This is a genomic window from Hymenobacter convexus (assembly GCF_030580955.1).
Taxonomy (GTDB): Bacteria; Bacteroidota; Bacteroidia; order Cytophagales; family Hymenobacteraceae; genus Hymenobacter.
The window spans coordinates 35,566-52,486 of the sequence record NZ_JAUQON010000016.1 but is presented as its reverse complement, the minus strand read 5'-3'; the positions used below and the strand labels follow the sequence as shown (position 1 = coordinate 52,486).

Annotated in this window: 16 protein-coding genes; 9 read left to right on the top strand and 7 right to left on the bottom strand. The window is 61.0% G+C overall.

The genetic code is table 11. The annotated features are described in order from the left end of the window. The first annotated feature begins 1 nt into the window (after position 1). On the top strand, positions 2-745 hold the full coding sequence (locus Q4S41_RS23400) for a TatD family hydrolase (protein WP_305033555.1): 744 nt from the start codon (positions 2-4) through the stop codon (positions 743-745). A gap of 29 nt (positions 746-774) precedes the next feature. Here the strand turns inward: Q4S41_RS23400 and mobC are convergent, their stop codons facing one another. The 3 genes from mobC to Q4S41_RS23385 form a co-directional block, all read right to left on the bottom strand. Beyond that, positions 775-2,787: a conjugal transfer protein MobC gene (gene mobC, locus Q4S41_RS23395; protein WP_305033554.1), complete on the bottom strand. Its 2,013-nt coding sequence runs from the start codon at positions 2,785-2,787 to the stop codon at positions 775-777. 135 nt (positions 2,788-2,922) lie between these two features. Then, positions 2,923-3,795, bottom strand: coding sequence for a relaxase/mobilization nuclease domain-containing protein (locus tag Q4S41_RS23390; protein WP_305033553.1), 873 nt, complete (start codon positions 3,793-3,795; stop codon positions 2,923-2,925). After that, positions 3,792-4,115 (bottom strand): plasmid mobilization protein, encoded by a 324-nt coding sequence (locus Q4S41_RS23385; RefSeq protein WP_305033552.1) that lies wholly within the window; start codon positions 4,113-4,115, stop codon positions 3,792-3,794. Before Q4S41_RS23385 ends, Q4S41_RS23390 begins: the two co-directional genes overlap by 4 nt. Before the next feature lie 688 nt (positions 4,116-4,803). Here Q4S41_RS23385 and Q4S41_RS23380 point away from each other — a divergent pair. The 5 genes from Q4S41_RS23380 to Q4S41_RS23360 all read left to right on the top strand — a co-directional run bounded on the left by Q4S41_RS23380 (position 4,804) and on the right by Q4S41_RS23360 (position 10,434). Further along, entirely contained in the window at positions 4,804-5,589 is a 786-nt protein-coding gene (locus Q4S41_RS23380; RefSeq protein WP_198070552.1) for a ParA family protein, read from the top strand. Between the two features lie 61 nt (positions 5,590-5,650). Next, positions 5,651-6,388 carry a hypothetical protein gene (locus Q4S41_RS23375; protein ID WP_305033550.1) on the top strand — a complete coding sequence of 246 codons (738 nt, stop codon included), beginning with the start codon at positions 5,651-5,653 and terminating at the stop codon, positions 6,386-6,388. Positions 6,389-6,561: 173 nt separating this feature from the next. Next, positions 6,562-8,430, top strand: a complete 1,869-nt coding sequence (locus Q4S41_RS23370) for a sensor histidine kinase (RefSeq protein WP_305033549.1) — start codon at positions 6,562-6,564, stop codon at positions 8,428-8,430. Between the two features lie 32 nt (positions 8,431-8,462). Further along, positions 8,463-9,227, top strand: a complete 765-nt coding sequence (locus Q4S41_RS23365; protein ID WP_198070549.1) for a LytTR family transcriptional regulator DNA-binding domain-containing protein — start codon at positions 8,463-8,465, stop codon at positions 9,225-9,227. A 274-nt stretch (positions 9,228-9,501) separates the two neighbouring features. Beyond that, complete coding sequence (locus Q4S41_RS23360; RefSeq protein ID WP_305033548.1) at positions 9,502-10,434, top strand: alpha/beta fold hydrolase; 933 nt, start codon at positions 9,502-9,504, stop codon at positions 10,432-10,434. Positions 10,435-10,665: 231 nt separating this feature from the next. Here the strand turns inward: Q4S41_RS23360 and Q4S41_RS23355 are convergent, their stop codons facing one another. From Q4S41_RS23355 to Q4S41_RS23340, 4 genes are all read right to left on the bottom strand, one after another. Continuing rightward, positions 10,666-12,267, bottom strand: coding sequence for a c-type cytochrome (locus tag Q4S41_RS23355; protein ID WP_305033547.1), 1,602 nt, complete (start codon positions 12,265-12,267; stop codon positions 10,666-10,668). 76 nt (positions 12,268-12,343) lie between these two features. Then, complete coding sequence (locus tag Q4S41_RS23350) at positions 12,344-12,886, bottom strand: RNA polymerase sigma factor (protein WP_305033546.1); 543 nt, start codon at positions 12,884-12,886, stop codon at positions 12,344-12,346. Between the two features lie 186 nt (positions 12,887-13,072). Continuing rightward, a complete protein-coding gene (locus tag Q4S41_RS23345) occupies positions 13,073-13,840 on the bottom strand; it encodes a LytR/AlgR family response regulator transcription factor (RefSeq protein WP_305033545.1) in 768 nt (255 codons plus the stop codon). Between the two features lie 9 nt (positions 13,841-13,849). Next, on the bottom strand, positions 13,850-14,902 hold the full coding sequence (locus Q4S41_RS23340; RefSeq protein WP_305033544.1) for a sensor histidine kinase: 1,053 nt from the start codon (positions 14,900-14,902) through the stop codon (positions 13,850-13,852). 508 nt (positions 14,903-15,410) lie between these two features. On the opposite strand from Q4S41_RS23340, the gene Q4S41_RS23335 reads away from it, so the two are divergent. Genes Q4S41_RS23335 through Q4S41_RS23325 form a run of 3 tightly spaced genes read left to right on the top strand, consistent with a single transcriptional unit; the run spans position 15,411 to position 16,901 of the window. Beyond that, positions 15,411-16,190, top strand: a complete 780-nt coding sequence (locus tag Q4S41_RS23335) for a hypothetical protein (RefSeq protein ID WP_305033543.1) — start codon at positions 15,411-15,413, stop codon at positions 16,188-16,190. Positions 16,191-16,241: 51 nt separating this feature from the next. Continuing rightward, positions 16,242-16,559 carry a DUF4134 domain-containing protein gene (locus tag Q4S41_RS23330; protein WP_305013227.1) on the top strand — a complete coding sequence of 106 codons (318 nt, stop codon included), beginning with the start codon at positions 16,242-16,244 and terminating at the stop codon, positions 16,557-16,559. 9 nt (positions 16,560-16,568) lie between these two features. Then, positions 16,569-16,901, top strand: coding sequence for a DUF4133 domain-containing protein (locus Q4S41_RS23325; protein WP_044518331.1), 333 nt, complete (start codon positions 16,569-16,571; stop codon positions 16,899-16,901). Positions 16,902-16,921 lie beyond the last annotated feature (20 nt).

Here is a 16,921-nt window from a genome sequence, read left to right as displayed (position 1 = left end):
TATGCTTGACACCCACTGCCACATCGACCAATACCCAGACCCGTTGGCAATTGCCGAATTGGCAGAAAGGGAGAAGGTCACAACCATTGGCGTGACGACGCTGCCCAGCCATTTTCAGGAGGGTAGGGAATTTGTTAAAAATTTCCGCTATGTACGTCTGGCTCTGGGCCTTCATCCACTAGCGGCTTCACAGCACACACCCAGAGAGTTATTGCTTTTTAAGCAGTTGCTACCTTCAACTGCTTTTGTAGGCGAGGTAGGACTCGACTTCTCGCGGGCCGGTAAGGCAACGGCTACTCGTCAGGTGGCCAGTTTTCAATATGTGTTGGAGCAAATGCAAGGCCGGCCACGCTTTCTGACGCTTCACTCGCGGGGAGCTGAAACACGTGTTTTAACGATGTTAACTGATTACCAAATGCCACCTGCTGTATTTCACTGGTATTCGGGTCCAGTAACACATATCGAAGATATTCAAGCGGCTGGCCACTATTTTTCAATTAATCCGGCTATGCTTCAATCAGAAAATGGCCGGAGAATTATCCAGCAAATAATTCCTGACCGTGCCCTGCTAGAGTCAGATGGCCCCTATGTGCAGCTAAACAACCGAACCGTATTGCCCACCGATGGAGAACAAACCCTCATCCGTTTGGCTACTTTATGGGGCACTGATGCATTTGCGCTACGCGCGCAGATTCAGAGCAATTTCAACTCACTAATGCGACCAATAAAGGATGCGGCCAAGTGATATTTGACCAATAGTTGGCTCCGAGCAAATCAAGCTTTTTCCGACTTCTCCTTGATAAGGTGCCGTAGCGTGGGGTCCTGCCCAATGCGTAGCAGCTCGCGCGCGCACAGCTCCTTCACTTCAGTTTTCACGCGGTTGAAATTGGCCTTTATCATCTCTTCTGCCTCGTCCTTACCGGTGGCCGGGTTAATAAAGCTGGTAATGTCGGGAATGGGCTGGTAGGCCTGGGCCTCGGCGGCCACCGCCTTCACGTCCACCTGTATCCGGGCGTGAAATACCTTCTGGTCGATTTCCTCGCCGAAGTTGTCGGCCACGGCCCCCACGAAGTTGCCCTGGGTGAGGTTGGCAATGGTGCTGGCCGGAATCATGCTATCCATCTGAGTTGAAAGGCTGGTGCTGGTTTCGCGCATATTGATGCTCAGACTCTGGCGCTGCTGCAGAATTTTGCCGAACCGCTCGCTCAGCCACTTGCCGCTGTTGCCCGACACCTGCCCGCTGAACACGTTACCCACGGTGTTCTTAATGACTTCGGCCTCCTTCTGGCCGTAGTCGCGCTCCAGCTGCGAGAAGTCCTGAAAGCCCAGGCAGGTGCTCACTTTGTTACTGCGGGCCGTGGCAATGAGGTTGTCCAGCCCCTTAAAGTAGATGGTGGGCAGCTCATCGATGATGATGGACGATTTACGCTTACCCTTCTGGTTCACCAGCTTCACCAGCCGGGCGTTGTAGAGGCCCAGCGCTGCCCCGTAAATGGCTTGGCGCTCGGGGTTGTTTCCCACGCACAAGACCTTGGGCTCCTCGTTGCTGTTGATGTCAAGCGTGAAATCGTTGCCCGACATCACCCAGTAGAGCTGTGGCGAGGCCAGCCGGCCCAGCGGAATCCGCGCCGAAGCAATCTGGCCTTCCAGCTGCTCAATGGCATCTTTCTGGAACGCCGACACGAACGGCTTTACCAGATTCTCAATCTCGGGGTACGAAGCCAGCACCGGGAAAATCTCCTCGTAGTCGCGGCTCAGAAACTCGATGACGTGGGGAAAGGTGCAGTATTTGCCTTTCTCAAACAGCTTCAAAAACCAAATAATGGCCGCCACAAAGTTGATGGGCGACTCCACGAAAAAGTCGCCCTGCTTCTGAATCCAGCTCTTGTTGAGGTTAAGCATGATGGTCGAGGCGCTTTCGTAGGCGTCCACGATGTCGGTCATCAGCTCGGGCAGCAGCGGGTTGCAGCGGTGGCTTTTGCGGGGATTGTCGAAGTTGATGACGTAGAAGCCCACGGGCTTATCAAACTTGTCCTGGTGGCGCAGCAACGTGTTGTAGCAGATGCGGCTCAAATCGTCAAACTTGTAGTCGTAGATGTACATGCAGAAGCCCTTGGCCAAGTGCTGCCGGATGAACTCGTTGATAATGGCGAACGACTTGCCCGAGCCCGGCGTGCCCAGCACCATGGTAGCTCGAAACGGATTCACCACGTTCAGCCAGCCGTGGTGCTGCTTGCCGCGCAACTGGTATTCGGTGCGCAGGTTCACCGAGTACTCGTTTTCCATCAGCCGCTCCTCCTGCGGGAAGCTTTCGTTGGCCTTGTTAAAGATGTCCTTCATCAGGTCGTTGTTAAACAACCTACTCAGCCAGGCCCCGGCGCTCAGCAGCAGCAGAAAGCCCGCCGACAGCAGCCCGGTATATAGCGCCGTCGTTAGCCCGGCCCCCAGCGCGAAGCTGCGCACGATATCCGACCCGAAAATCAGCGCCAACCCGATGACCGCGTAGCCCGCCACGGAAGCCCCTTTGAGCTTTTCATTTGCCCGCCCCCGCGTGCCGAGGCAGCTCAGCAGTAGGAACACCACGGATAGCGTCTTACTCACCCAACTGGCCTTAAACAGGAAGGTATTTTTGGTAAAGCTCTCCAGAATATGCTCGACCACGGCCGGTGTCCAGCCCATGCTTTTGAAGTAGCCGAAGCAGTAATAGTAGATGTTAATGCCCATCAGCACAATGGCAAACAGGCGCATAAACTCCATGATTTTCCGCAGTCCTTTCTCGTCTTCCATCGCTTGAATCGCTTGGTGAATCAAGCAACTTACCCCCGCCGGCAGCGCCCGGCGCGGATTATTTGACGAGCGGTCCAAAGTCAGCGGTGAGGTGCACGCCAGGCACACGAATGAACCGCCCTACCCGTCCGGCCGCTACCGGGCGGGCCCTTTCCGGCGGGGGCGCTTCGTCGGCTCTGGCCAACTGGGCTTCGGCAGTACGGCTGGCGTGTCCGTGGCGGGCGCACGCGCAACTTCCGGCCCTAGCGCCGCCTGCAACCCGAGCGCGGCCAATGCCTCGCGTAGCTGCGCTCCTTTATAGCCTACCTCCTGCCCCCGGACCGCCACGCCATTCAGTTCAAAACTCACACCCCGAAGTATGCCCCCCTTGTCGTGGGTATAGCGAACTCCAATCAGCTCTTTTTGCAATTGCAAAGCCAGCCATTCCTCCCCTCCCCTATCAGCTTGCGCGAGTAAGTGCTGCAACGCCCGGCTGACCTGCTCCCGCGCGGCCTCTTTCGTGGGGTCCAGCGCCCGCAGGCTGCGCCGCCGCTCGGGGATGGGGTCCATCCCCAGTTCCTGGCTTATCTGCCGCGTAATGGCCGGTTGCCGGTAGAAGTTATTATCCGTCCGCAACGCCGGTCCTCCATCAATCGGCACACGGTTCAGGTAGATGTGCACGTGCGCGTGCTTCTTATCCCGGTGCTCATAAACCACCACCTGGTGCCGGTCAATGGGCGCACCAATCAGCTCACAATACCGCTGGGCGGCGGCCACTTTCTGCGCCTGGCTCACCACCTCCCCCGCCTTCCACGAGAGCACGGTGTGCCATACCGGCTTCTGAATCTTTTTGCTCTGCGCTGCCACCGCCCGCATATCCTGGGCCATCTCCCTGGGAGTACCCGGAATCAGATTAGCCACGACCAAAAGCGGGGCCTCCCCCGGCTCCTTGCCACGGCCCTGGCGCTGCCCCGCACCATAGGTTAGTGCCCCCTCGAAGTCATTGCCGGTGGTGGTCTTTGCAATCATACTAAGTACCCTCTGATAATGGCCAGCGCCTGTACTAACTGAGCTTCGTGGGAACTAAAGGACTTACCAGCCTGCGCCAGTCGAACTATCTGATTCAGGTTAGTACCGATACCTACCAGTTGCCGTCGCAGCTCCGGCGGGATATTTTCTTTGACCTCCACCCCCCGGCCTACGTCACGTAAATAAGCCGACACTTTTTTGTAGCCGGCGGCCGTTGCTTTTGCCTGCAAATCCTTTTTCTCATCCGGACTTACCCGCACGTCAATACGCAAAGTACGGCCTGCTTCAACGTTAATTTCGGCTTGCTTATCTGGTTCCATGATGATTCTCGTGACATTAGATTACCGAGGTTTACTAAAACTACTTTAGAATTTTGAATCACTAGTTGCTATACGCTAAACTAGCAAGCCAAGCCATGTGAGCCTGCGAACTTGGCGGTATCATTGAATCGGGCAAACGAAGTTTGTCCGGACAATGACATGGCTTGCTGGACGATGAACGAGCTATTGGAACGGGGGCGTTGCACGGTGCTAGGACTAGGGCTAGGCTTAGTGAGTTATGCCACAATGCAACTTTAAACCTTTGCAACTTTACACCATATGGTTTCAACAATTTTGTCTTTATTACATACATCATCTCCTGGTTAATTCTGCCACATTATCCCATTGCACCTTTGCAACTATACAACTTGAGACAGGACAGAATATACTGCGCCCGAAGATTTGATTGATTGCACCAATACACCAAAACAACTTTGCAACTTTACCACACAGCCTCTTTACAAATTTTTGCCATAAAGTTGCTTTGCAACAATACAACTAATTACCTTCGCCACATTACAACTAAACAACATTGTCGCATCCAACCTTTGTTGTTTTGCAACTTTGAAACTAGGCAACTTTCACTTTTTGCAACAAAGCAACTTTATTGCGTTGCACCATTGCACCTAAGTGGCTATGCCACAACGCCACTTTGCAACTAACATCTTCAAACCCTCTGGCCCTTCGCATGAATCAACCCCACGTACTCGCATTTGCCACCCAGAAGGGAGGCGCTGGTAAGTCGACCATCGGCACGCACATGGCCTCTGCGCTGTGCTACTACTATGGCTACAAGGTGGCCATGGTGGACTGCGACTACCCGCAGAACTCCCTGCACGCCTACCGCCTTGAAGAGCAGAACCGGCTGCAGTCGGAAGCGCCGTTTCAGGCCCGCCTGCTGAAGCAGGGCATCCCGCCGTATCCGGTTATCATTTCCAGCGTGGAAAAAGCCGTGAGTTCCATCGAGGGATTGTTTGAGCAGGACTATGATTTCATCCTGGTGGATACGCCCGGCACGGTGAACGTGGTGGGGCTCCCCGAACTGCTCCGGCTGGTGGACTACATTTTCCTGCCGATTGAGCCGGACAAGGGCTCAATTGCTTCCACCATGTCCTACATGGGCATTCTGGGTCAGTTCGTGCAGGCCCGCGATGAAGACTCCAACCTACTGGGCTTCTACGCCTTCTGGAACAAGTTCGTGAAGTCCGAGAAAAAGGGGATTTATGACAAGACGGAGGAGCTGTTTCAGGAGAAAGGGCTGCCCTTGCTCAAAAGCCGGGTGGAGCTACTGATGACTTACAAGGAAAACCGCTCCACGATGTTTCCGCTACCAGAGCGCGACCTCAGCCGGCTCGGTTTGGGCCAGCTCATTCTGGAAATCCTTACCCTCGTGGTAGGAGAGGGGGCCGTTACGCCCTCGGGTAAAACCATTGCGTTTACGGCCCCGGCTGTCGAGTCAGCCCCCGGCGCGTAGCCTCACGGCCCATCCGCCGCTGCTTTCCCTTTAAAATTTCAAGCCTGCATCCTCCTTCATCATGGCCAAAGCCTCCACCAAAAAACCTAAACTCACCCCGGAAGAACAAATGGCTGAGCTGGCCCGCCTGACAGGCTCCGTCGCGGCCATCAGCCACATGGGGACCAGTCAGCCCTTCGTACTGCCCACCCCGGCCCCGGAGGCTACGCCCACCCCGGAGGCTACGCCCACCCCGGCGGCTACGGCCCCGGAGGCGGCAGCGGTGCAGGAGGCGGCAGCGGTGCCCGTCGAAGCCGCGCCCGCGGTCCCAGCAGCAAAACTGGAACCGTCGGTGCCGGTCGCACCCGTTGCCGCCACGGAGCCCGCGCCTCAGCTTGCTGCGGCTCCCGAGCCAGCCGCCAGTGCAGTACCAGTAGAACCAAAGGGAGAAAAAGCATCGGCCGTGGTGGCACCGGTACCGCCGGCCGCTCCGGCGGCTGTGCTACCCGTTGCAGATGAGGAGGAAGAAGAGGCGGTGGAAGTGGAAGCTGCGCCGATGCCAGCTGGCACGGGGGACGGCAAGGATAAGCTGGACCTGACTTCCCTCTTTGCGGATTCAGCGGAGAAGAAGACCTTTCAGATTCGCATCACGGCCAGCCACCAGCAGTTTTTCCAGCAGATGGGCCTGCTGCTGGGTGGGGGGGCCTCCTCGACTGATGTTATTCACAACATCCTCGCCCAGTTCAAGGCGGCGAACGAGGCCCAGATTCAGAAAGCGTTTCAGCGGCAGCTGCGCCAGATGATGTCGCCCAAAAAGTAAGCGTATCCGTTAGGGGCTATTTCGCCGGCCCGGCTCGATTGGGGGCCGGGCGGTTCTTCCATCCCTATTTCAAACTATCCCTCCGCTGCCGGCCCACCTGGGCAGGGTAGGGGAGGGGTCCTATTCTCTACCAGCAATGCGCAGCAGCAGTACTTCCATTCACAGCCCCCAAGGTGCGTCGAAGCGACGTGGCGGGCGGTAAGCGTTTGACCGTGCTGGCCCTGCTGTGGGCCGGTACGGTAGCCCGCGCAACTGGTTTGCCGGCCGAAAACAGTCTGACCTCGTCCGGGGACAGCGCCACCGTTGACTCGCTGCGCGAGGTGGCCCGGCGGCGGCAACTGCCGGACTCGGTCCGGTTTCAGACGCTGCGCGCTTTAAGTGACGCGCTATTTGCGCAGGATGAGCCGGAGGCCCGCCGGGTAGGGGAGCAGGCCGTGCAGCTGGCCCGTCACCGGCGGGACTGGCCGCGCGTGGCCGATGGCTTGTACCAGCTGGTGGTGAACTGTGAGCGGGCGGCCGACTACGTGGCCGCCATGCGGTACAGCCAGGAGGGGGCCGGCGTGGCCAGGGTGCACCGGCTACCCGACGAGTGGCGCTTCACGCAGTGCATGGGCCTGGTATCGGTAGACACCAAAGACGTGACCGGGGGCCTGAAATACATGCGGCAGGCTTACCAGCAGCAAGGGGCCGTGGGAAACGTTCTACCCCGCGAGCGGGGCGGCCTGCTACTCAACCTGGCCAACACCTTTCTGGTGATGCAGCGCTACGACTCGGTGCTGCACTATGCGACCCGGGCCCTGCCATACATGCAGCGGGCGAAAGACGCCCGGGGCCTGGGCTACGTGTACCAGTTCCGGGGCGAGGTGTACGCCATGATTCAACCCCAAAGCAGGGCCACACTGGATTCGGCGGCCACGAACATGAATCGGGCGCTACGCGTCATGCAGCGCCACGGGTTTCGGCCCCAGACGGCCAGTTCGGCGCTGGCGCTGGCCCGCGTGTACCGGCTGCAAGAACAGCCGGCAATATCGCAGCGGATGGCGGAATTGGCCCTCACCCTGGCCCGCGAGCTGAAGATGCCCGATTACGAGGCCGACGCGTTGGCCAACCTGGCCTGGGCGCATGCCGACCAGGGTCAGATGCGCCGCTCCTTCGACCTTGACAACCGGGCCCAGAACCTGCGTGACTCCCTCTTCAACGGCGACAAGGCGCAGGCGCTGGCCCAGCTGCAGGTGCGCTACGACGTGAAGCTGCTCACTGAGCAGAAGCGGGCCGCCGAGTTTGAGCAGCGTAGCCAGCGGGCGCAGCTGCACTCGCTGTGGCTGCTGCTGGGCGGGCTGACCACGACCATCGGGGTGGGCAGCTGGCTGTACTGGCGGCTGCGGCGGCAGAAAGCCCTGCTGGCCGTGGCCAATCAGGCTAACTGCCGGTCCGTAGCCGAAAAGGAGGTGCTGCTGCAGGAAATTCACCACCGGGTGAAAAACAACCTGCAGCTGGTGAGCGGCCTGCTTGGCTGGCAGGCCGCCACCCTGCCCGAACCCGCGTTGGTGGCCGCGCTGGATGCCAGCCGGGTAAGAATTCAGAGCATGGCTTTGGTCCATGAATTCTTGTATCAAGCCGATAATCTGGCCGAAGTACGCATGGACCAGTATCTGCGCGAACTACTTGATTCTCTGAAAACGGCGCTTACTACGCCCGAGCAAACCATCCAGCTGAGTTCGGACTTGGCCCCGGTAATCATGAGCCCCAAAGAGGCCAGCACGCTGGGCTTGGTGGTGAACGAATTGGTGACCAATGCGTACAAGCACGCTTTTCGGGGCCTTCCCGAGGGCCACCTGCACGTTTCCTTCGCCAGCCGCCCCACCGGCTTTCAGCTCGTTATCGTCGATGACGGGGCCGGAATGCCGGCCGAGGACGCGCCGGCGAAGGCCCATTCCCTGGGCATGCAGCTGGTCCGCACGCTCACCAAACAGCTGAAAGCGAAGCTGTCGGTGACCCGTTCCTTTCCCACGGGCACACGCATGGAGGTTACTCGTGAATGACGAGCCTTGCGTCGTGTCCTTTATCCCACCCTATGTCTACCATTCTCATAGTTGAAGATGAATTGCTTATTGCCGCTGAGATAGAACGCACGCTGGTTCGTCTCGGCCACACTCCACTCGAACCCGTCGACAACAGCGACGAAGCCCTGCGCGTGCTGGCCACGCAGCCCGTAGAACTGGTGCTGATGGACATCAACATTGCCGGCGACTGCGACGGCATAGCGGCCGCCTTACTCATTCGTCGGCAGTTTGCTGTACCAGTGGTGTTCCTTACGGCACGCTCCGACGCCGACACCCTGAACCGCGCCAAGCTGGCCCAGCCCTACGGCTACTTGGTCAAGCCCTTCACCGATGATTCGCTGCGGGTGCAGGTCGAGCTGGCCCTTTACAATGCCTATCAGGCCGGCCCCACCGGCCCCGTCCTAGACAACGCCAATGCCGCCGACACGGAGGTGTTGGGAGCGGCCGAGCGCTGTCCCAAGTTCAAGGACTACCTGTTTGTGCGCAAGGGCTCCGGCCACGTTAAGGTGCTGCTCGCCGATATTCTCTATTTCGAAGCCCTGCAGAATTTCGTGCGGATGCACACGGTGCGGGAAAAGTTCGTGTTCGATTCCACGATGAAAGAGCTGGAGCAGAAGCTGCCTGACCAATTCTTTAAAACCCACCGCTCCTATATCGTGAATCTGGACCGTGTACAGGCTTATGAGGAGAGTAGCGTTTTGCTCGGCGAGGACTACGTGCCCGTCAGCCGTTCATCCAAGGACGAATTGAAAAACCGCATTCATCTGGTGGGGTAGCCTAATGCCCGCTATCAATGATTAGCATTCAGGCCACAAAATCCACTGTGGCGGTTGCAGAACCCGCAGCCAAGTCTCTCGAATCGGTTGTTTGTACTCCCAACCGTCCGGAAAGGCTAGGCTGACGGGCCATTGAAAGGCCAGAGCGTCAACCTGCAGCTTGCGGGCCTTAGGGGCAGTATTTCGTTTTTGGGCCTGCTTCGTTCAGCCGTTTCGGGAGGTCGGCTGTTACAGGGCTGTACGTTCTTTTTCACCCGTTTTCATTCTTCCGTTTATGGATTTGCATTTTGTCCGCCGCGGCACCGGCCGCCCCCTGTTACTAGTCCATGGCATCGGCGGCAGTTGGCGGTCCTGGAATACCATCATCGACGCGCTGGCCGCCGAGCGCGACGTCATCGCCGTGGACTTGCCCGGCCACGGCGAAACTCCCAAGATGACCGGCGAAAACTCCATCGCCACCTTGGCCGACGCGGTGACGTCCTTTCTCACTCAACATGACCTGCTCGGGATTGATGCCGTGGGCAGTTCGATGGGCGCGCGGCTGGTGCTGGAGCTGGCCCGGCGCGGCGGTGTACTCGGCGCCGTGGTTTCGCTGGACCCGGGCGGATTTTGGCAGGGCTGGCAGATTCCTTTTTTCTACCACTCGGTGGACCTGTCGGTAAAGCTGGTGAAGGCCCTGCAGCCGGTGATGCCCGCCCTGGCCGGCTCGGCGGTGGGCCGCACGGTGTTGCTCCCGCAGTTTTCGGCCCGCCCCTGGGCCGTAGATTCGCAGCAGGCCATCGACGAGATGTACACCTTCGCCCACTCGCCCGCCTTTGACGAATTGCTCGACCAGTTGGCGCACGGCGAGGTGCAGCAGCCCGCGCCCAAGGGCAGCATCCCCGGGCCGCTGGTCATTGGCTGGGGCCGGCAGGACCGGGTGTGCCTACCCAGCCAGTCGAAACTGGCCCTGGCGAAGTTCCCGGATGCGCGCTTGTATTGGTTCGAGCACTGCGGCCACTTCCCACAGTGGGACCAGCCCGCCGAAGCCACGCGCCTGATTCTGGCCGCCACCAGCCGCCAGCCCTTCACCGATGAATCCATTGCTTTGTCAAAATCAGAAGTGGCGGCACCGACTTTGCCGAAGGCGGCCGTCGTGGCAACCGCACTGGCGCTGCTAGCCGGTGGCCTTTGGCTGCTCTCGTCGCGGGGAAAGCGGGGACGATAGCCCGGCGAGAACCCCGGCGTAAGCACGATGGCTGCCCGGGTTCCCAGGCATAATAAAGCCCCGGCCCTTTATCAGGGCCGGGGCTTTCGTTTTCAATTACGTACTTGCTTGGCTGCTCTGGGCACCGCGTACCCCTCTGTTAGTGACAAAGACATTCAGGTCGCGGCTAAGCTTGTCCTGCCCGGTGATAAAAAGGCCGTGCGGGACGCCGCAGCTAATGCAAGGAGCTTATTACTTGCTGTCGGTGTCCAGGCTATTCAAGTAGGCCACTAGCGCGGTACGCTCGGCCGGGGTTACGGCGTAGAACGGGTGCGGCGCGGTTTTGCCCCGCTTGGGATTTAGCAGCTCGTCGAGGCTGTGCACGGAATCGTCGTGCAGAAACACGGGCTTGCGGGCCAGGTCCAGCAGCAGGGGCAATGCGTTGCCGCGCATGCCGCCGCCGGGGCTGGCATCCACTACCACCATTTTGTCATCAAATGTGCCGGGGGCATTCTGAATGGGGGTGAGCGGGGCCTGCCGCTGGGCCAGCACCTTGGGCGCGTAGCCAGGCCAGATGACGTTCATCGGCACCAGCTTGGCCTGGACAGCCACGCCCTGGTTGGTGTTGTGGCAGGACGTACAGTTTTGCGAAATGAACAGCGCCCGGCCGCTGGCCACCTGCGCGGCATTGCGCACCACGCCCTTGGGCGTTTGCAGGCTCGACACGTAGGCGTTCAGGTCGCGCAGCTTCTGCTCGTCCACGCGCTTGCCGGTGGGCGTGGGCGGGTCGCCGGCTTTGCCCTGCAGGTGGGCCGTGACGAAGGGGTAGCCGGTGACGCCCGTGGCGGCCAGCACCTTGGCGTAGCCGGCCACGATGGAGTCGCCGCCCGCCGCGCCGAGGGCGTGCATGAACTGCCGCCCGCCGGGCGAGAGCAGGTTGCTCTGGTCGAACAGGGCCGTATAAACCGTGTTGTTGAAGTCATCCAGCTTGTCGTTCTGGCCCGACGAGCCGTAGGGCGCGGCCAAATCCTGCCGGAAGAAGGGCGTGATGTGCACGGAATTGCCGTTACCGTCGGGCGAGTCGTCGAAGGTGCCCACGGGGTAGAACTTCGGGTTACTTAAGTAGGCATCCACCTCGGCTTCGGTCGATTTGGCCGTCAGGCCCTTCGGGGCGCGGCCGATGGTGCTGCCGTCGGGCTGCTGCAGCTGCAAGGTGGGAAACAGGGCGCGGGAGTTGGCGGCCGTGGCTAGCAGCTTGCCCACATTCAGGCCGTGCGGCGTAGGGCCGTCGATGCGCTTGCCAATCGTGCCTTTGCCCGTCAGCTCGTACATCGACTTGTCGGTGATGGCGTGGCACAGGGCGCAGGTCACGCCCACCTTGCCGCCCTTGGGCACCATGCCAATAACGGCGTTGGCCTTCACCAGCGCATCCAGGGTGGCGGGGTCGTTAAGCTTGGGCGCTTTGGCGGGCGAGTGGTCGGTTTTCAACTCGTTGGCAAAGGCCGCTTTCAGGTCGGCCGGCATGGCGTCCACGTCGAAGCTGACCCCGGCTTTCAGCGCGTCGAGCACCGTCAGCTTGGCGGATTTCATGCCTTGGGGCATCCGCACGGCATCGGTCCAGAAGCCTTCGTCGCCGAAGGTTTCGTTGCGGTACACGTCGCGGCCGGCCTCGGCGTTGCCGGTGCGCAGCGCTACGGGAGTGGCCCCGGTGTCGGCGGTGTCCGTCGCCGCTTGGGTGGTGGAAGTTTCGGTACTTGTCTTCGTGTCGGAACCGCCCTGGCAGGCGGCCGCCGCCACCACGGCAAGGCCCGAAACAAGAAGGGCGGGCACTCGGAAGTGGTGCAGGTTGGCCATCAGGTCAGGAGGTAAAGTAAAAAATGAGAGATGAAACAGGTTAATTGAGAAGATGCTGCTTAGGTAGGCGCTGCCCCTAGCGGGCCATGCGGGAGAGCACGACTAAAGCGGCGCGCGCCCGGGTTTTCACGGTGGCCAGCGGAATGGCTAGCTGCTCGGCCGTCTCGGCCTGGGTGCAGCCGCCGAAATAGAGCAGGTCCATGACTTCCCGCTGCCGGGGCTTTAGTTGCACGATGAGCTCGCGCACGCCAATGTGCTCGGGATAAAAGGCCGTGGGAGCCGGGCTATATTGTGCTCCAGCAGCCTCCAGCGACGGATTGCGGCGGTGAAAGCGATGGCGCGGACTGCGCAGGGCATCAATGGCCTGGTTGCAGCACACGCGCACCATCCAGGTGAACAGGCGGCCCCGCGTGGCCTCGTAGCTGCCAATGCTGAGCCAGACCTTGAGCAAGCCTTCCTGCAGCACGTCCTGGGCCATCGCCTCGTCCTGCACCACCCGCAGAATGACGGTGAACAGATTCCGGGCGTACTGCTCGTACAATTGCCCCAGAGCGCGCTCGTCCCGGGCCAGCAGGCGCTGCACCAGCTCTTGCTCGGCCGGGGCCGGGAGTGAAGCCACAGGGCTAGGTAGCGTAGTAGTAGTTTGGGGCATATAAGCTGGCAAAACATGGCTGCGCCACGAATGCGGCCCGACACCCGCTCATACGGCCGATAAGTAAGCAGTGTTTATCCACCGTGACGAAGTGGCCTTTTAGCGGGACGAGTAGCATATTCCTTAAGCAGTTGACCCAGCCAATAGCTGTACTTAAGAGACAAATTGCCGCAAAAACTGCTGAATGCCCTCGTTGCAGCTGCGCGAAGAGGTCAGGTGCGTGCCATCGTGCAGCGTGACCAGGTACTCGCCGTGCGTCCAGGGCCGCAGTTCTTTGATGTGGGTGGTGTGCACAATCAGCGAGCGGTGGATGCGCAGGAAGCGGGCCGGGTCGAGCTGGCTGGCCAGCTGGGTGAGCGTGGCGCGCACTAGGTGGGTTTCACCGGACGCGTGCACCGTGACGTAGTTGCCGGTGGCTTCGAGGTACAGCACCTGCTCGACGGGCACGAAGTAGAAACGTCCGGGTTGTTTCACCAGCAGCTGCGACGCATACGGCACCGGCGGGGCGGGCAGCGCCTGCACCAGCCCCTCCCACGCCGGCGCGGCCACCTGGCTGACCCGCTGGCGGACGTGCGCCAGGCAGCGGGCGAAACGGTCAGGGTCCAGGGGCTTGAGCAGGTAATCCACGGCGTGGGCCTCAAAGGCTTGCAAGGTATACCGGTCGTAGGCTGTCACGAACACCACCAACGGCCGCGGCCGGGCCGGTAGTTGCTGCAACACCTGCAGGCCGTTGCAATCGGGCATCTGCACGTCCAGAAATACCAAATCCACGGCCGGTCCGTGCGAGAGCGCGGCCACCGCCTCGGCCCCGGTGCCGCACTCGCCCGCGATGACAAAGCCCGGCTGGCCGGCCAGCAGCTGGGCAATGCGCCGGCGGGCCAGCGGCTCATCGTCCACAATCAGGGTTTGAATGGGGGCCATTGCCACAAATTAGTGGTGAAAGGGTAGTTCGATGCGCACCACGGTGCCCTGCCCGGCCGCGGGCAGCAGGCGCAGCGCGTACCGGTCGTCGTAGAGGGCGCGCAGGCGCTGCTCGGTATTTTCGAGGCCCACGCCCCGGGGGCCGGCCTGCTCAGGGCCGGGGCCGGAGTCGCGCACCTGCACCACCAGCTGCTGGCCCTGCCGCTCGGCGGCAATATGCAGGCGGCCGGTGCCCCCCGCGCTCAGGCCGTGGCGCACGGCATTTTCCACCAGGGGCTGCAGCAGCAGGTGCGGAATCAGAGCTGGGAGCGCGGCCGGGTCCACCTCGTAGGTCACGGCCAGCCGGTCGGAAAACCGCACCTGCTCCATGTCCAGGTACAGCTCCACGAAGTGCAGCTCCTGCGCCAGCGGCACCTGCTGGGCATCGGAGTGGTCGAGCACCAGGCGCAGGAACTCGCCGAGCTTGGCCATCATGTGCTGGGCGGCGGCGGGCTCGTCGCCGATGAGGGTGGCAATGGCATTGAGGGTGTTGAAGAGAAAGTGCGGGTTGAGCTGCTGCTTAAGGGCGTGCAGCTGGGCCTGCACCAGTTGCATTTCCAGGCGCACCGCGTCGAGGTTGCGGCGCTGCCACTTGTCGTGGTAGTCGAGGGCGTAGGCCACGAACAGCACCATCCAGTAGAGCGGAATCCAGAAATTAAATCCCGCCAGAATCGTGACCCATGAAACGGGCGCATTCGAGCCGCCCACCAGGTAGAGTGTGGCCATGAACAAGGCCCGGTAGGCCACCGTGAGGGCCACGCTGGCGGCCGCGTGCACCAGCAGGTAGGGCAGCCAGCGGGCGCGGCCGGCCGTGAGGTCGAAGCGCGCTGCCAGCACAAACACCACCGGTGTGAGCAGGGTCCCAATCAGCCCGTACAGCAGCGGCCCCAGCAGCACCGTGCGCCACAACACCGGCCCGGTACCCGTGACGGCCTGCCCATATGCCACCAGCAGCATGAAGAAGGCAAACGCCCCCCACGCGGCCGCCATGCGCAGCCAGGAGATGCGGAAAAGTAGGAGCATAGGGAAGGTCAACAGCCAATTCCGTTCAACGGGAAATACTCCCGCCGAGTTAAAAACGAATGGCGAGCGCAGCCGGGCAAGTCATCATTCCGCGCCCCGCTAATCAGTCGCTCGTGGCGGTTGCACAACTCGGTGTGGCGTCTGGAAACAAGGGGTTGATAAGCCGAATCGAACTGGAAAGAATGGCAAATGGGCCATTTACGTGCTTTTGACAGCCCGCCTACCCGCTTAGTGAGCCGTCCAGCAAGTTCTGCAACAGCCAAGTTTCTTTTCTCTAAAATTCAGGCTTGAATGATGTGCCGTTCGTGTGTCGGGGCTGCACCTCACCATCGAATTCCAACCATTCGTCAACTTTCTACCCAAGCAGTTTATAGCCCGGATAGGTTTGTAGCGTCAAATCACGGTTTGGCAAGTTCACGCCCGGGCCGGTCGGCCTGGGGTGCCACGCTATTTCCCCGCGATGCTCAGCGCCTATTCCTGGGGCCAGTTTGGCCTTTTCGTCCTGGTTGTGGTTGTTCTCTACTACCTGGTGGTGGGCCTGCTCTACTACCGGGTGGAACTCACGGCTCTGCTGACGCCGGGCAAAAAGATGGCTGGTGCCCAGCTCGCCGGCGTGGGCGGCAGCGCGGTAGCACCTCCTTCGCTGGTGCGTCCTACCTCAGCCTTCGTGAAGGCCACGCCGGGGGCCACGGAAGTCCGGGAAGATGCCGATGACGCGGAACGCCCCGAAGCCGGGGCGGACCAGAACTTGCCGGCAGCGGCCGAGCCGCTGGTCAGCGGGGCGCTGCCCGATTCCACCGGCACGGCCACTGGCCACGACGAAAGCACCAGCGACACCGCCCCGATGGAGGCATCGGCCGCCGCGGGTGACGAGGCGCAGGCGCAGGATGAGAATCGCACCGAAGAAGCCGACCAAGCCGATGAGCACTTGGCTGCGCTGGTCCGGCGCGAAGCTCACAGCCTGCCCACGGAGCCTGTGACTGCAGATACGGCCGCTGATGGGGTACTGGAGCCCGAAACCGTGCAGCTAGCCCCAATGGCGGATAGCTACGAGCCGCTGGCCACATTCGATGAGCCGGTGGCCTCGCGGCTAGACATTGTCCCTGTGGACCCGCCCAAGCTGGTGGCCGCCGCTTCCGTTGCCGAATACCTGACCCTGCTACAAGCCGGCCAGCAGCCCGCGCCGCCGGTCGAGTTGGCCGGCACCAGCCTGGCCGAGCAGATGGCCCAGCAGATGGCCCTCAACCACGCCGAGCTGGATGACCTCTTCGGCCCCGACGAGGAGTAGCGCAGCCTTTTTTCTCCCTAATCATTGATTCCCGACTCCTTTTCCCTTGCCATGACTAAGAAACCTTTCGTTACCTCGCTGGCCCTCGTGGTCCTGCTGTTCAGCTCACAACTGCTTTACGCCCAGACTGGGGGCGGCAACGGCACGGCCGGCATTCAGGATGCCACCACCCAGGTCACCAGCTACTTCGACCCGCTGACCAAGCTCATGTACGCCATCGGCGCGGTGCTGGGCCTGGTGGGAGCCATCAAGGTGTATGGCAAATGGAACGCCGGCGACCAGGACACGCAGAAAACGGCCGTGTCCTGGTTTGGCTCGATGATTTTCCTGGTCATCGTGGCCACGGTGGTGCGCTCGTTCTTCCTCTAGGCCGCCGCCATGCCCATCTACGACCTCAATCGCGGCATCAACAAGCCCGTCGAATTCAAGGGCCTGGTGGGCAGCAACATCTACTTTCTGGCCGCCGGCATCGGGCTGGTGTTCGCCCTGTTCGTGACCTGCTACCTGTTGGGCGTGCCGCTGGTGCTCACCGTGCTGGTCACCTTCCTGGCCGGGGGCGGCATGTGGGCCGGGGTCTTTGCCCTGAACCGGCGCTACGGCGAGCACGGGCTGATGAAGGCCGCCGCCCGGCGCTCCTCGCCCAGGTACATCACCAACCGGCACAGCCGCTTATTCCAACGCCTCAACGAGGACCCGACCAGCCGCGCCTAGCGGCTGGTTTGGGTGCTTTC

What these genes read in the sequence shown, in the direction of transcription:
- Q4S41_RS23400 (WP_305033555.1), top strand. Translation starts at nt 2, where the DNA reads ATGCTTGACACCCACTGCCACATCGACCAATACCCAGACCCGTTGGCA.
- mobC (WP_305033554.1), bottom strand. Translation starts at nt 2,787, where the DNA reads ATGGAAGACGAGAAAGGACTGCGGAAAATCATGGAGTTTATGCGCCTG.
- Q4S41_RS23390 (WP_305033553.1), bottom strand. Translation starts at nt 3,795, where the DNA reads ATGATTGCAAAGACCACCACCGGCAATGACTTCGAGGGGGCACTAACC.
- Q4S41_RS23385 (WP_305033552.1), bottom strand. Translation starts at nt 4,115, where the DNA reads ATGGAACCAGATAAGCAAGCCGAAATTAACGTTGAAGCAGGCCGTACT.
- Q4S41_RS23380 (WP_198070552.1), top strand. Translation starts at nt 4,804, where the DNA reads ATGAATCAACCCCACGTACTCGCATTTGCCACCCAGAAGGGAGGCGCT.
- Q4S41_RS23375 (WP_305033550.1), top strand. Translation starts at nt 5,651, where the DNA reads ATGGCCAAAGCCTCCACCAAAAAACCTAAACTCACCCCGGAAGAACAA.
- Q4S41_RS23365 (WP_198070549.1), top strand. Translation starts at nt 8,463, where the DNA reads ATGTCTACCATTCTCATAGTTGAAGATGAATTGCTTATTGCCGCTGAG.
- Q4S41_RS23360 (WP_305033548.1), top strand. Translation starts at nt 9,502, where the DNA reads ATGGATTTGCATTTTGTCCGCCGCGGCACCGGCCGCCCCCTGTTACTA.
- Q4S41_RS23355 (WP_305033547.1), bottom strand. Translation starts at nt 12,267, where the DNA reads ATGGCCAACCTGCACCACTTCCGAGTGCCCGCCCTTCTTGTTTCGGGC.
- Q4S41_RS23345 (WP_305033545.1), bottom strand. Translation starts at nt 13,840, where the DNA reads ATGGCCCCCATTCAAACCCTGATTGTGGACGATGAGCCGCTGGCCCGC.
- Q4S41_RS23340 (WP_305033544.1), bottom strand. Translation starts at nt 14,902, where the DNA reads ATGCTCCTACTTTTCCGCATCTCCTGGCTGCGCATGGCGGCCGCGTGG.
- Q4S41_RS23330 (WP_305013227.1), top strand. Translation starts at nt 16,242, where the DNA reads ATGACTAAGAAACCTTTCGTTACCTCGCTGGCCCTCGTGGTCCTGCTG.
- Q4S41_RS23325 (WP_044518331.1), top strand. Translation starts at nt 16,569, where the DNA reads ATGCCCATCTACGACCTCAATCGCGGCATCAACAAGCCCGTCGAATTC.